Source organism: Nesterenkonia sphaerica, assembly GCF_005771565.1.
Lineage (GTDB): Bacteria > Actinomycetota > Actinomycetes > Actinomycetales > Micrococcaceae > Nesterenkonia > Nesterenkonia sphaerica.
On record NZ_VAWA01000007.1, the window covers coordinates 84,152 to 98,375 of the forward strand.

Annotated in this window: 13 protein-coding genes; 4 read left to right on the top strand and 9 right to left on the bottom strand. The window is 65.6% G+C overall.

Annotated elements, in window-relative coordinates:
- Window positions 1-18: 18 nt before the first annotated feature.
- Window positions 19-600 carry a ribosome maturation factor RimP gene (locus FEF27_RS07105; RefSeq protein WP_166429949.1) on the bottom strand — a complete coding sequence of 194 codons (582 nt, stop codon included), beginning with the start codon at window positions 598-600 and terminating at the stop codon, window positions 19-21.
- Window positions 601-651: 51 nt separating this feature from the next.
- Between FEF27_RS07105 and FEF27_RS07110 the strand changes: the two genes are divergently transcribed.
- Window positions 652-2,484, top strand: coding sequence for a proline--tRNA ligase (locus FEF27_RS07110; protein WP_138170155.1), 1,833 nt, complete (start codon window positions 652-654; stop codon window positions 2,482-2,484).
- Between the two features lie 178 nt (window positions 2,485-2,662).
- The gene (locus tag FEF27_RS07115) at window positions 2,663-3,805 is read left to right on the top strand and encodes a PDDEXK family nuclease (protein WP_138170156.1); all 1,143 of its coding nucleotides are present in this window, start codon (window positions 2,663-2,665) and stop codon (window positions 3,803-3,805) included.
- A gap of 163 nt (window positions 3,806-3,968) precedes the next feature.
- Here the strand turns inward: FEF27_RS07115 and FEF27_RS07120 are convergent, their stop codons facing one another.
- The 4 genes from FEF27_RS07120 to ispG form a co-directional block, all read right to left on the bottom strand.
- Window positions 3,969-4,829, bottom strand: coding sequence for a hypothetical protein (locus FEF27_RS07120; RefSeq protein WP_138170157.1), 861 nt, complete (start codon window positions 4,827-4,829; stop codon window positions 3,969-3,971).
- Window positions 4,830-4,933: 104 nt separating this feature from the next.
- Window positions 4,934-6,301 carry an OmpA family protein gene (locus FEF27_RS07125; RefSeq protein ID WP_138170158.1) on the bottom strand — a complete coding sequence of 456 codons (1,368 nt, stop codon included), beginning with the start codon at window positions 6,299-6,301 and terminating at the stop codon, window positions 4,934-4,936.
- Between the two features lie 60 nt (window positions 6,302-6,361).
- Complete coding sequence (locus FEF27_RS07130) at window positions 6,362-7,270, bottom strand: GNAT family N-acetyltransferase (RefSeq protein WP_138170159.1); 909 nt, start codon at window positions 7,268-7,270, stop codon at window positions 6,362-6,364.
- Window positions 7,245-8,399, bottom strand: a complete 1,155-nt coding sequence (ispG, locus tag FEF27_RS07135) for a flavodoxin-dependent (E)-4-hydroxy-3-methylbut-2-enyl-diphosphate synthase (RefSeq protein WP_424991673.1) — start codon at window positions 8,397-8,399, stop codon at window positions 7,245-7,247. Before ispG ends, FEF27_RS07130 begins: the two co-directional genes overlap by 26 nt.
- A 133-nt stretch (window positions 8,400-8,532) precedes the next feature.
- Between ispG and FEF27_RS07140 the strand changes: the two genes are divergently transcribed.
- Window positions 8,533-9,042 carry a gluconokinase gene (locus FEF27_RS07140; RefSeq protein ID WP_243729135.1) on the top strand — a complete coding sequence of 170 codons (510 nt, stop codon included), beginning with the start codon at window positions 8,533-8,535 and terminating at the stop codon, window positions 9,040-9,042.
- Here FEF27_RS07140 and FEF27_RS07145 read toward each other — a convergent pair.
- Window positions 9,017-10,507: a M50 family metallopeptidase gene (locus FEF27_RS07145; RefSeq protein WP_138170161.1), complete on the bottom strand. Its 1,491-nt coding sequence runs from the start codon at window positions 10,505-10,507 to the stop codon at window positions 9,017-9,019. The two genes, FEF27_RS07140 and FEF27_RS07145, sit on opposite strands and share 26 nt — an antisense overlap.
- Window positions 10,504-11,751 (bottom strand): 1-deoxy-D-xylulose-5-phosphate reductoisomerase, encoded by a 1,248-nt coding sequence (dxr, locus tag FEF27_RS07150; RefSeq protein WP_138170162.1) that lies wholly within the window; start codon window positions 11,749-11,751, stop codon window positions 10,504-10,506. The genes FEF27_RS07145 and dxr overlap by 4 nt, the downstream gene beginning before the upstream one ends.
- Before the next feature lie 198 nt (window positions 11,752-11,949).
- Between dxr and FEF27_RS07155 the strand changes: the two genes are divergently transcribed.
- Window positions 11,950-12,423, top strand: a complete 474-nt coding sequence (locus FEF27_RS07155; protein WP_341805709.1) for a GNAT family N-acetyltransferase — start codon at window positions 11,950-11,952, stop codon at window positions 12,421-12,423.
- 329 nt (window positions 12,424-12,752) lie between these two features.
- Here the strand turns inward: FEF27_RS07155 and FEF27_RS07160 are convergent, their stop codons facing one another.
- Together FEF27_RS07160 and FEF27_RS07165 are read right to left on the bottom strand one after the other, a co-directional pair.
- Window positions 12,753-13,313: a DivIVA domain-containing protein gene (locus tag FEF27_RS07160; protein ID WP_138170164.1), complete on the bottom strand. Its 561-nt coding sequence runs from the start codon at window positions 13,311-13,313 to the stop codon at window positions 12,753-12,755.
- Between the two features lie 2 nt (window positions 13,314-13,315).
- On the bottom strand, window positions 13,316-14,221 hold the full coding sequence (locus FEF27_RS07165) for a phosphatidate cytidylyltransferase (RefSeq protein WP_138170165.1): 906 nt from the start codon (window positions 14,219-14,221) through the stop codon (window positions 13,316-13,318).
- Window positions 14,222-14,224 lie beyond the last annotated feature (3 nt).

Here is a 14,224-nt window from a genome sequence, read left to right on the forward strand (position 1 = left end):
GCCTCCGGTCCACCTTCTTCAGTCTTTGTGAGAAAACTCTACCTGGACCCGCGCCCGGGTGATGGATGCGAAGCTGATATGGATCTCGGGTCCCACCTTGGGCTTCATGCCTTTCTTCGGTGCGGGGATGAGCTCCGTCACGACGATGCCCTCCTGGTCCACCTCGATCAGCCGGGCGGTGAGTGCGGCATCTGCGGCGGAGGGATCCTGAGCGGTTCTCTGAATCTCCAGCAGCCGTCCGATGTTCCTGCGGAAGTGGCGAGGCTCTGTCAGGGGCCTGGTGGCGCCGGGGCTGGTGACCTCCAGATCGTATGTGTCCAGGGCTGCCAGGGGCGCGGCGTCGTCGTTCTGCTCAGCCTGGTCCAGCACCACGGAGAGCGCTTCAGAGATCGCAGCAATGGTGTCCAGGTCAACAGTGTCGGTTCCTTCTGCAAAGTCCACGGAGACTTCCAGCACCGTGCGCGGACCACTGGTGGTCAGCGCCACCTGCTCCACGCAGAGGCCGTGCGCCTTCACCGTGGGCTCGATCATGGTGGCCAGCTGCTCGGCGCGGGGGTCGGAAAAGCGTTGGTCTGCGGAGGTGCGCGGTGGGACTGCCATACCTCCCATTCTGCCAAACAACTGAAGCTGGGCCCGACTAGACTCATGCTCATGACCACACGCCTGTCCCACCTTTTCCTGCGCACCTTGCGCGACAACCCCGTTGATGCCGAAGTGGCCAGCCACCGGCTGCTGGTCCGTGCCGGGTACATCCGCCGGGCCGCTCCCGGGATCTACTCCTGGCTGCCGCTGGGCCTGAAGGTGCTGCGTCGGCTGGAGCAGATTGTGCGCGAGGAGATGGACGCCATCGGGGCCCAGGAGGTGCACTTCCCGGCCCTGCTGCCCAAGGAGCCCTACGAGACCTCCGGGCGCTGGAAGACATACGGGGACGGCATCTTTGTGCTGGGGGACCGAAAGTCCGAGCAGGTGGAGCCCCGAGTGCGCCGGCCCAACTATCTGTTGGCGCCGACCCACGAGGAGATGTTCACCTTGCTGGTGAAGGACCTGTACAGCTCATACAAGGACCTACCGGTGAATCTGTATCAGATCCAGACGAAGTACCGGGATGAGGCGCGTCCGCGTGCGGGGCTGCTGCGCGGCCGGGAGTTCGTGATGAAGGATTCCTACTCCTTCTGCGTCACCGATGAGGATCAGCGCGCCGCCTATGATGCGCACCGCGAAGCCTACGTGCGGATTTTTCAGCGGCTGGGCCTGCCGGCGGTCCCCGTCTCTGCGGACAACGGAACCATGGGCGGTTCGGCCTCTGAGGAGTTCCTGTTCCCCTGTGATATCGGTGAAGACACGTTCGTCGAGTCTCCCGGGGGGTACCGGGCCAATGTGGAGGCCGTCACCAGCGTGCCGCCGGAACCCGTGCCGTACGACGACGCCCCCGCCGCCGTGGTGCACCACACTCCTGGCACAGACACCATTCAGACCTTGGTGGACGCGGCGAATGCGCACCAGCCGCGGCAGGACCGCGCCTGGACCGCTGCTGACACGCTGAAGAACGTGGTGGTCGTGGTAATCACCCCAGAGGGTGAGCGCCGGGTGACCATCATCGCCGTCCCCGGCGACCGCGAGGTGGATCTCAAGCGGGCTGAAGCCACAATCGGCAGCACCCTGGGCATCGAGGGGGAGGTCTCCGTGGAGGCGGCCGAGGCGCAGGATTTCGCTCGGCACCCGGAGCTGGTGGCCGGGTACATCGGACCCGGGATGAGCCTCGAATCGGCACACCTGGGCAGGGAGTCCGCCACGGGGATCCCGTATCTGGCCGATCCGCGGATCGTGTCCGGTACTCGGTGGATCACCGGAGCCAACAAGCCGGACCACCACGTCTTCGGTCTGGTCGCCGGCCGCGACTTCACCTGGGACGCCACCATCGAGTCAGTGGTGGTGCGCGACGGCGACCCCGCACCTGACGGGTCCGGGCCGCTGAGCACCCGCCGCGGTATCGAGCTGGGGCACATTTTTATGCTCGGGCGATTCTTTTCTGAGGTGCTGGGGCTGAAGGTGCTTGATGAGAACGGCAAGCAGTCCACTGTGGCCATGGGGTCCTACGGGTTCGGCGTCACCCGAGCACTGGCAGCGCTGGTGGAGGCCAACCATGACGAGAAGGGGATCATTTGGCCAGCCGCAGTGGCCCCGGCTGACATCCATCTGGTGGCCACCGGCAAAGGGTCGGAGGTCTTCGAGGTTGCGGAGGAGCTGGCGCACCAGCTGGAGGCTGCGGGACTGTCCGTGATCTACGACGATCGCCCCAAGGTCTCCCCCGGTGTGAAGTTCGGCGACGCCGAGCTGGTGGGCGTTCCTACGATTGTGGTGGTCGGCCGTGGCCTGGCCGAGGGCAACGTAGAGGTCAAGGACCGCCGCAGCGGTCAGGCGGAGAACGTAGCCCTGGACCAGGCGGTGGGGCATCTGGTGGAACGGGCCGCCTCGCTGATCTGAGCCTCACTCCCCCCTTGCCGAGTTTTACCCTGCCTCGACGGGACGACCCTGCGCTATAGCGCTGGGGGTAACCGCGGAGGCAGGGTAAAACGTGTGGAAGCCCGCGACTCGTCACCAGGTTTTCCACAAACACCTGCAAAAAGCACCACAGACCACCAAATTGCGTCATTCTGAAGTGATGACAGTCGCAACACAGACGGCAGCTCGCAGCCGAATGCTCCAGCTACATCATGGTGCTGATGACAGCACGGCCGACCGCCTCCGGAATCAGGTCAACAGTGCCAAGCTGGTCAGGGTGCGCCGCGGCTGCTTCCTGGCGGCTCCGGCGTGGCTGCGCAGCCCGCCGTGGGAAAGGCATCTGATCACATGCCTCGCCGTGGGCATGACTACCCCTGGGGTGATCTTCTGCCGCGAGACTGCGCTGGCCCTGCACGGGGTGCCGCTGCTGCGGACACCTCAGGCGGTCCACCTGCGTACTCACAGCAACAGCCAGTCCGGGAGGCGGCGCTCGGCTGCGATCACCGGGGCGGCGCCACGGGCAGCGCTAGTCAAGATCTGGCAGGCGACGTTCGGAGAAGATCCGGCGGGCCAGGGGTGGCTGCGCCGATTCACCGGCGTGGACACCAAGCGCGTCCAATACCCGCGCCCACTGCGCGCCGGGGTGCGCAGCGGGCTGGACCCCCGGGCCGAAGCAGCCTATCAGCGAGCGGTAAAGCACCTGGAGCCCCCGCTGCTGACCCATGTGCATCCCCCCGCGGTGCAGCTGCGTACCGAGTCGTTGGCTCTGAGCGTGGTAGACACCGTATGCCATGCAGAGTTCGCCGCCGCCGTGGTGATCCTCGATGCCGTGCTCGCCGGGCGCCACACCGGCCCCATGGTGGAGTCGGATGCGTTGGAATCATGGCTGCCCTGTGCGCCCAGCGCGCGGGCGCAGGACCGTTGGGAACGCGCGCTGGCGTTCGCCGATCCGCTGGCTGAATCTGCCGGGGAGTCACTGTCACGGGTGCGGATTGCTCAAGCGGGGTTCCAGGTGCCGAGGCTGCAGTACACCATCACCGTCGCGGACGGAAAGCGGTACCGGACGGACTTCTATTGGCCTGAGGCGAAGATTGTCGGGGAGTTCGACGGCGCTATGAAGTACACCCGTGCCCGCGCCTTGCAGGGAGCGGAGCCGGCCGAGGTGGTGGTGCAGGAGAAGAACCGCGAGCGCCGCATCGAACAGCAGGGTTACCGGGTAGTGCGGTGGGACTGGAATGATCTGCGCTCCCCCGATGCGCTGCGCCGCATCCTCAGCGACTACGGTGTCCCCCGCGCCAGATGATCTGACCCCGGCCTTCCGGCACCACACCCCGCTACAGCGGTGGGTCAAACGAATAGGGGCGGGTCAAACGAACAGCGGTGGGTAAATCGGTCTGGGGTAGGAGCGGATTCAGGTAGCACCCGCCTGGGGCAGTGCCGCAGATGACAGTCACTGCAGGACTCGGTCAGTCAGACTCCGACGCGTCCTCATCCGGGTCCTGGTCCCCGCCCTCATCCTCATCCTCGTCGTCTGGCTCGGGCTCAGGTTCGGGTTCGGGTTCGGGAGCTAGGATCTCCTCCTCGACCACCGCGGAGAGCACCGCCGCGGCCCGGGCCTCCAGCTCGACCAGCGCCTCTTCCTGATCGGCCTCCGAGTCCTCGGGCTCCGACGCAAGCACAGCGTGCGCACCGTGGCGCAGCAGCACGGTCAGCTCACGCTGCACGGTCTCCGGAGCTTCCATCACTGTGCGGACGGCCAGCCCCTCCTCAGCCCCGGTGCGCAGCCGCAGCTCCGTCACCGTGGTCTCCGCCTCCACTTCCTCTGTGCCGAGATCCCGAGTGACGGTGTGCTCGTGGCAGCCCTCCACTCCTTCACGTTCAGACTCCACATACTCCTGGGCGGATTCGGCATCTGTGAAGGTGTAGACCACCGTGCGGGATTCATCCATCTCCGCCAATACACCCAGCGCACCAGGGGGCACCGGCAGGGCGGACGCGGTGACGTAGGTCTTGCAGTCTGTTGGCTCGACTCTCAGCCGCTGCAATTCGCGGTTGAGGTCCCGCAGGGTGGGCCACCAGTCATCGGTGTCGGTGATGGTCGCCCGGCCCAGGGAATCCTCCAGGGCCTGCTGCATCTCCTCGTGGCTCAGCTGCTGCCCCCGGGGATCAGGCGCGGCCGCCTGTGCTTCGGCCATCGAACCGTCCAGCGGTCCTCCGCCCAGCGGGGAGTCGTCCGCCTCCACCTCCGCCGCACAGCCAGCGAGCGCGAGGACAGAGAGCGGCAAGGCTGCCAGCGCGGCAGGGCCCCATCGGCGTGCACGTTTCATCGGATCTAGTATGTGCGCGGACTGTCCTTCCGCGCGGCCGCACGCGCCGGGCAGCGATGCACTCGCATGGGTGAGGTCTTCAGCTGGACGTGCCAGATCACCGCTCAGCTTTCAGGCTCAGAATCCTCCAACTCGTAGTCAGCGCCGGATTCGTCCTGGTCAGTCGACTTCACGGTGATCACCACCCGGCGATTGAGCTGCCGGCCCTCCTCGGTCCTATTGTCTGCTCGCGGATAGTCTTCGCCCAGCCCTTCGACGGTGATGAGCTCCTCGTCGACCCCAGCGTTGCCTATCAGCCATTCGGCCACAGATCGCGCCCGCAGCTCAGAGAGCTGGCGGTTGTCGTCGTAGCTCGACGTCGGAAGATCGTCAGTATGGCCCTCCACCTCGATGAGGTAGTCGTCCGCACGATCTGCAATGTCCGCCGCAACGGCTTCCAGCTCAGGCTCCGCGTCGGATCGAATGCGGTATTCGTCGCTGTCGAAGAGGACATCGCCCTCGGTGACGTAAGAAACCGCGTTGTCATCGTCGATGCGCTCGGTGTTCTCGCTGCCCTCCAACCGGTAGGTCTCCAAGGTCTCTGTCGGGACCACCACCGTGGGCAGGTGCATGGTCTCAGAAGAATATGTCGGCAGCGTCATGGTGGGCGTTCTCACCCCGTCAATGTTTTCCGACCATCGCGTCTCCGACCACTGAGTTTCCGACCACTGCGTCTCCGACCAGCGGGTCTCAGACCACCGGGTGACACTCCAGACGATGTCGCCGGGCTGCAGATCGCCCTCCTCGTCCTGGCAGATCTCCTCCGCACGCACACGATCGATCTCGACGGCGGCGACTTCTACAGCCTCCTGTCCCATTTCCTCGAGGACAGTGCCGTCGGGCAGCTCTACAGCCGGTAAGGCACGTTCAGGCAGGACATATCCGGGGATGAATGCGCGGGAGATTTCCACCGCTGGCAGACATCCCCCCGGCGCTGAATATTCGATGATGCATCCTGCCTGACCGACTCGTTCGGGAATGACGATTGCGGGGGCTCCAGGTACTTCAAGAGTCCCGCCCTCAAACTGCACCGTCTCCGTCTCCACCCCCGGAAACGTCTTCTCACTGATGACGACGTCCTCGAGCCAGGTCACGGCAGCGCTGCTGTCCTGTTCAGCCTCGGTGCATTCCTCGAACTCCACCGGCTCATCAACGTCGGCGACCAGCACGTCCTCATCCGGGTGAAGCCCCTCAGACTCTTCGGCGTCCGGCTCCGGAGACTCTTCCGGGGGCCGTTCCTCGGTGGGCTCAGCGGCGGCGGTTTCGCCCTCTTCAACGCTGGCTGTGCTTTCGGCGCTTTCGGGGGCGCAGGCTGTCAACGCGAGGACCGCAACTACCGCCGGAAGGGAAAGCCGGCGTCGATCGACGAGGCCTCCTCGAGCATTCCTCGCCCGGGCCAGCACACCGTCGGCCTGATCGCCAGTCCCCCTCATGAGTGCAAGTCTATAGTGTGCTGACAGAGCCACGGCAGGTCAGGCCCGGAGCTGTGCGCACTAGAACAGGACCGTGGAATAGGTGCCGGCGTGCTGGAACCCGACCCGTTCGTAGGCGCGGACTGCCGGGGTGTTGTAGGCGTTGACGTACAGGCTCACGCGGGGCGCAAGGCGGAGCCCGTAATTGACCACGGCAGCCATCCCTGGAGCGGCCATGCCGCGTCCCCGCCACCGGGGATTGACCCATACGCCTTGGACCTGCACAGCCTGCGGGGTGACGGACCCAAACTCTGCTTTGAAGGTGATCTGCCGGGTCTCCGAGTCCACCGCAATCAAGGAGTGGCCGGCGTGGATGAGGCCGCGAATCCGGTCCCGGTATTGGCTGGCCCCGTGGTCGTAGGGTGAAAACCCCAGCTCCTCGGTGAACATGGCGGCACACGCCTGCTCGACGGCGTCGAACTCCTCCGGACGGGACCGCCGCACCCCGGGCAGCGGGGACATCTGCGGCTCTTGGTACATCACCATCAGCGGCTGATCCGCGCGGACCTCACGGTGGTTGGACCATCCAGTGGCTTCAAAGAGAGCAAGAACCGCCTCGGAACGCCCGTAGATGGAAGACACGCGGCGGCGCAGCGCACTGGCTGCGCGGCCGAATTGCTCAGCCGATGCGGGATCAGCGCCGACCGGAATGATGTTGGACCCCAGCCAGCAGGCCGAGGCCAGGGGCCGGTCGGTGCCCTCCCTAGGTTCCGCGTCTATCCCCAGCAGCATGGCGCCCTGCCGCCCTTTCCCGAGCCCCGCCGTTCCGCGATGCTGCAGGGCCGCGGCGACGGAGGTGTTCCCGACGGGGTCGTTATCCAGCAGATCGTGCAGAGCCCGCGTGTCATCACCGGTCAGCACACGGACTCGCCCACCGGTGGCGCGGGAGATCTTCCCCTCGGGGCTAGCTGACGGAGACCACAGGGGCACCGGACTGAGCGTCCTCTCCCTCAGCACTGAGGTCCATCTGTTCAGCCAGCCGGTTCGCCTCTTCAATCAGCGTCTCCACGATCTGGTCCTCCGGGACGGTCTTGATGACCTCGCCCTTCACGAAGATCTGGCCCTTGCCGTTGCCGGAGGCCACGCCCAGGTCAGCGTCGCGGGCCTCCCCCGGCCCATTGACCACGCAACCCATGACTGCCACCCGCAGCGGGTGCTCCATGCCTTCGAGGCCCGCGGTGACTTCATCGGCCAGGGTGTAGACATCCACCTGAGCTCGTCCGCAGGAGGGGCAGGAGACAATCTCCAGCTTCCGCGGCCGCAGGTTCAGCGATTCCAGCAGCTGGTTGCCGACCTTGACCTCTTCGGCGGGCGGGGCTGAGAGGGAGACCCGGATCGTGTCCCCGATGCCCTGTGACAGCAGCGCGCCGAACGCCGTCGCGGACTTGATGGTCCCTTGGAAGGCGGGCCCGGCTTCAGTGACGCCCAAGTGCAGCGGCCAGTCCCCACGCTCGGCCAGCATCTGGTAGGCCTGAACCATAATGACCGGGTCACTGTGCTTGACCGAAATCTTGAAGTCGTGGAAGTCATGCTCCTCGAAAAGGCTGGCCTCCCACACCGCAGACTCCACGAGCGCCTCAGGGGTCGCTTTGCCGTATTTGTCCATCAGCCGCTTGTCCAGCGACCCCGCATTGACTCCGATGCGCAGGCTGACCCCGTGGTCCTTGGCCATCTTGGCGATCTCGCCGACCTGATCGTCGAACTTCCGGATGTTGCCCGGGTTGACCCGCACCGCGCCGCAACCGGCCTCGATCGCAGCGTAGACATACTTGGGCTGAAAGTGGATGTCCGCGATCACCGGAATCTGCGATTTCATCGCGATGATCGGCAGCGCCTGTGCGTCCTTGTCAGTGGGGCACGCCACCCGCACAATGTCACACCCGGAGGCAGTGAGTTCTGCGATCTGCTGCAGGGTGGCGTTGATGTCATGGGTCTTGGTGGTGGTCATCGACTGCACCGATATCGGGTGGTCACTGCCGACCCCCACATCGCCGACCATGAAATTCCGGGTCTTCCGCCGCGGGGCCAGGACGGGGGGCTCTTCCTTCACCGTGGGCATGCCGAGATTAATCGCGTTCACCCCTCCATGGTACCGATGACGACGACGCCTGCTCGCCTGGGAGCCCCAACTTCTCCCCTGGCTTACCCGGCGGTGAAATACTGAACACGGCACTGACTCTCTGGGAGGACATGTGAGGCCGATTGTGGTGATGGGCGTCTCCGGCTGCGGGAAATCAACCGTGGGGGCGCTGCTGGCGCAGCGTTTGGGCGGGCGTTTCATCGACGCCGACGACTTGCACACTCCGGGTGCGCGAGCTGCGATGGCCGCCGGCACCGCGCTGACAGATCGGGACCGCGAACCCTGGCTGGTACGGGTGGGGCAGCGCATGGCCGAAGTAGAGCCGGACCGCGCAGTGGTGGTGGCGTGCTCCGCCCTGAAGCGCAGCTACCGAGATCTGCTCCGGCAGCAGGCAGGCGAGGTGTGGTTTGTGCACCTGCACGGCAGCAGTCAGCTGCTGCAGTCGCGACTGGCCGCCCGCACCGGTCATTTCATGCCGCCCGCACTGTTGGCCTCACAGCTGGCTACGCTGGAGCCGCTGCAGCCCGGCGAGTGCGGGATCACCCTCAATGTCGACCAGCCGTGTGAGGCCCTGGTCGACGCCGCTGTGGAGTGGACTACTCAAACAGGCGTATCGGATTGATGATGTCTGCCAATATGAGCAGCAGCCCCATGCTGATCAGCAGCACGGCTACCACATAGGTCAGGGGCAGCAGCTTCGAAATGTCGAATGGCCCCGGGTCCGGGCGCCGCAGCAGCTTTGCCAGTCTCCGGCGCAGCGCTTCATACAGGGCCCCGGCCACATGCCCGCCGTCCAGGGGAAGCAGCGGGATGAGGTTGAACACCATCAGCGCCACGTTGACCCCGGCCACCAGCGACATCAGCGTGGCGAATCTGGACTCCCAGGGGATCTGGTCCTGGGCGGAGATTTCTCCGGCCACGCGCCCGACACCCACCACGGACATCGGCCCCTCCGGGTCGCGTTCAGCGGCGGTGAAGGTGGAGACTCCGACCTCGTACATGCGCTGTGGCAGGGTGAGCACCACGTGCCCGACCGCCTTGGTCTGCTCATAGACGATCGGTCCCGCCTCCCAGGGCGGCTGCCGCTGCACCTCAGTCAGGGACACCACCCCGATGAATCCCACCGGCTCGGTCACCAGGGAACCATCAGCCTCCCGCTCAGGGGCGCCCATCCGGCCCTCCACCGGACGTTCGGTGAGAATCGGGGTGACCTCCGTGGTGCGCTCTTCTCCGTCGCGGAGATAGACCACCTGGCTGGGGGTCCCCGCAGCGTCTCGGATCAGCGGTGTGAGGTCGTCCCACTCATCGATCGGCGTACCTGCGAAGGCGACGATCTCATCCCCGGGTTCCAGACCGGCCTCGTAGGCGGGGCCGGCCGGGTCAGCATCTGTGCACTCCCGCTCGTCGAGCCACTCCGCTGCCTCCTGCGCCTCCACTGTGGTGATGCACTCGAACACGTCGGCGACCTCTGTGGTGGCGGTGTTCATGCCGTGGAGCGACACCGTTCCGGCGGTCAGCAGCAGCGCCAGAATGCCGTTCATGGCCGGGCCGCCGAGCATGATGATGACTTTCTTCCAGGTGGCCAGCTTGAAGAACATCCGCTGCTCGTCCCCGGGGCGCAGCTCTTCGGCGGCGACCTCGCGTGCCTCCTGGGACATCTGCTGGAAGATGCCCGTGGAGTGGGAGATCACCGTCTTGCGCTCCTGGGGCACCCGCTCTGCCGCAGCGCTGCGTTCCACCGGCGGAGCGACGTACTGGGCACCGATGTGCTGAAGGTAGGGATCGGCCGGGCCGGCGTCGTGCTCTTCTTCCTCCTCCGTGCCTGCCGCGGCGTCGTGCTGCTGCTCCGGCGGTGGATACATCCCGATCATGGCCACGTAGCCGCCCAGCGGCACCGCCTTGATGCCGTACTCCGTTTCACCCCTGACCTTGGACCACAGGGTGGGGCCGAAACCAACCATGTACTGGGTGACGCGGACGTTGAAGAGTTTGGCCGGCAGCAGATGCCCCACCTCGTGCAGGGCGATGGAGGCGATGATGCCGATCGCCATGATCAGCACGCCGGCCGACATCAGCAGAGCAGTCATCGCACAGCACCCGACGACGCCGTCCGCGGCCGGGCGATCAGCGCTTCGGCGCTCTGCCGGGCCCACTCCTCCGCACCCAGAACAGCCTCGAGATCCGCCTCCGCCTCAGGGACTCCGCTGTGCTCGCTGAGGACCCGCTCCACGGTGTCCAAGATCCCCGGGAACGCCAACCGGCCGGCGTGAAATGCTGCGACAGCCTGCTCATTGGCGGCGTTGTAGACCGCCATGTGGGTCGCCGAGCTGGCGGCGGCCTGTTTCGCCAGCTCGACTGCGGGGAAGGCATTGTGGTCCAAGGGTTCGAACTCCCAGCTCATCGGCCGAGACCAGTCCATGGGGTGGTCAACCTGCCGCAGCCGCTCCGGCCAGCTCAGTCCCAGAGCGATCGGCACCAACATCCGTGGCGGGCCAGCCTGGGCCATGGTCGAACCGTCGTGGAACTCCACCAGTGAATGGATGTACTGCTGGGGGTGTATGACAGTGGTGATGCGTTCCAGCGGCACATCGAATAACAGGTGAGCCTCCACCACCTCCAGGGCCTTGTTCACCATAGTGGCCGAATTGGTGGTCACCATCAGCCCCATGGCGAAGTTCGGGTGGTTCAGCGCCTGCTCCGGGGTCACCGAAGCCAGCTGGTGTGCCTGCCACCCGCGGAACGGACCTCCGGAGGCGGTGAGGATCAGCTTCGCCACCTCTGTCTCACCGGAGAGCTCCTGCTGACCCGGAGCCAGTACCGCACACATGCCCCGCTGGTGCCGGCCCGAGGCCAGCGCCTGGGCCAACGCGGAGTGCTCCGAGTCCACCGGGACCACCTGGCCCGGCCGCTGCATAGCTTGATGCACCAGTGCGCCGCCGACCACCAGGGACTCCTTGTTTGCCAGAGCCAGGGTGGCGCCGGTGCCCAATGCCGCAATCGTGGGCTGCAGTCCGATCGAGCCGGTGATGGCATTGAGCACCACATCGGCGCCGGAGTGCTCAGCGATCTGCTCAGCGGCGCTGTGCCCGGAAATCAGCTCGGTGCCCACATCGGTGAGCTGGTCAGCCAAGGACGGGGCGGCGTCGTCGTCCCGGATGCCCACAATCTCGGGCCGGAAGGTGCGTGCCTGCTCCGCCAGAAGGGCAGCGTTGGTGCCAGCACAGAGAGCGACGACGCGGAATGACTCCGGGTGCGCGGCAATGACTTCCAGCGCCTGAATACCGATGGAACCGGTGGAGCCCAGGATGGCGACGCGGCGGGGAGAGGACATGCGCCCCATTATCCCGCCTTGTCCACCGGTGCCCAACTCGCCGGGCTGCGGCCAGCACCCGGACCGTAGCGCAGGCAGGGCGCATGCGCTGGCGGGGATGGGAGTCTGCTCCCGTGAGCCGGAACACTGTGAGCAGGTAGGCTGGGGGCAACCCACTTTCAGATGTCTCGGCCACAAGCCGATGTGAAGGAGCCTTCCATGGAGATTACGCTGCGCGATGTGCAGGCAGAGGACTTGGACCAGTTCTTCGCCTTTCAGCAGGACGCCGACGCGGCGCATATGGCCGGTTTCGCACCGACTAACCCCAAGGACCGCACGATTTTCGACCACCATTGGGCTGAGCTTCTCAACGACAAGAACTCATTGGTGCGCACCATTGATGTTGACGGTCAGGCGGCTGGTTCCATTGCGGTGTTCCGCGACGGCGACATCCATGAGGTGATGTTCTGGACCGATAAGCAGTTCTGGGGCAACGGTGTGACGACCACCGCGTTCGACCTGTTCCTGGACGAGTTCACCAAGCGGCCGCTGCGCGCGCGGGTAGTCACCGACAATATGGGCAGCCTGAAGATCCTGGAGTCGCGCGGGTTCACAGAGATAGGAGAAGAGCAGGTCTTCTCCAACGCGCGCGCTCAGGTGGTGACAGAGAAGCTCTTCGAGCTCAAGGACTGATCCGCGCCGCCGGTGAGCATGTCCGGCCAGCGTCCCGCTGCAGGGGGTTACCGGTGCGGGGCGGGCTGCTGCAGGAACTGGATGGTGCGGCGCTGCCGCCGGGGTGGCTAGGTGCAGAACTGCCGCTGGCTGGTCAACGTGTCTCTGGGTGCAACGCTGCCGCTGGCGGGTACTGGGGCTGCCCGGTGCAACATTGGAGGGGATACTTGTGGCCTCCGGCGGGGAAATCCCACCGTATGTTGCATCTCAGGCGTATTTTTTGCCCGTCGCGGGAGAACCGATGGGAGACACCGCTCGCGCAGCGCAGCTGTCCCACCGAATGTTGCGGATCAGCCCACTGAGGCCATGATCTCTGTCATGCGGTCCAGGAAAGCATCCACCTGAGCCTCATCGTACGCGTCCTCGGCGGTGGCCGTAGGGAAGGTGATGGTGCGGATTTCGTCCACACTCATGGGGTTCTCCCCATCGAGGTACTTCTCCAGCTCACGGCACAGGCGGTCCACCTCACTCTGCCGGTACCCCACGGTGCTCTCCCCGGCAGGGGTGCGGAACCGCTGACCATCGGGGCGTTCCATCCGGCGGCGCAGCGGCTGGGACCGGTGGTGGAGCTGTTCGTACCACGCGTCCTCACCGTACTGCTCGATGTAGCGGTCACGCTCTGCACCGGCGAAGGCGTCCTCGAGGCGGTCCAGTGCGGAGTCGACCTCGGCCGGGTCGTATCCGCCCGGCCCCATGGTGAAGCTCGCTTGGCGGATCTCGGCCAGGGGCATGCCTCGGCCGGAGTCATAGGCCTCTCGGGCGCGAGCCATGAACTGGTCAACTTCGGCGCGGTCGTACCCCTGATCGTTGTCCTCCAGCAGAGTGAACAGTGGTGCGGAAGTGGTAGACATAGCTATAAGCCTAACGGCAGTCCGACTGAGTCGCCGGTCAACGCCACGATCACGAAGTACGCGGTGGGCATGGCGAAGACCAGCGAGTCCAATCGGTCCATCACGCCCCCGTGGCCGGGCAGTACGTGGGACATGTCTTTGATGGCCAGTTCGCGTTTGACCATGGATTCGCTGAAGTCTCCGGCGGTTGCCGCCACTACTACCGCTGCGGCCAACAGTGCTCCCACGTAGAGCGGCTCGTCGAAGATCAGCCATGAGGCGAGCACCCCGACCAGGATGGCACCGCCCATAGAGCCTGCGAAGCCTTCCCAGGATTTCTTGGGCGAGACCTTGGGTGCCATCGGGTGCTTGCCGAAGAACACTCCTACGGCGTAGCCGAAGGTGTCATTGGAGACCACAAGGAGAACCACCACCACGAGCCGCCACTCACCCTGGTCGACTTGGATCAGCAGCAGGGCAAAGGAGATCAGGAACGGTACCCAGCAGGCGACGAAGAGGGAGGCCACAATGCTGCGGCCGGGATCGGGCACCCGCCACAGCGCTGCGCCCACCAGCACCGCAACTCCGGTGATCATCAGTGCCAGAGTCAGCGCCTCGACACCGCCCCAGTAGGCGGCTGCCGGCATGGCTGCCGCCCCCAGGTAGAGCGGCAATTTTGGGATGCGCAGCCGGGGCGTATCTCTGACCTGATGCGCCTCGAGGGCGCGGGCGACCTCCCAGACGCCCAGGCAGAGCACCACCACCCAGACTGCAATCAAGAGGGGTTGGAACCAGAAGATGCCGAAGACTGCCGGTACCAGCAGCAGCGCCCCGGTGACGATGGCTGCGGGAAGGTTGCGCCCGGCCTTGACTCGACGCGCTGATTCAGCAGCCGCGGGGGGCGGAGAGTCGTGTGGCGGCGTCGTCATCAC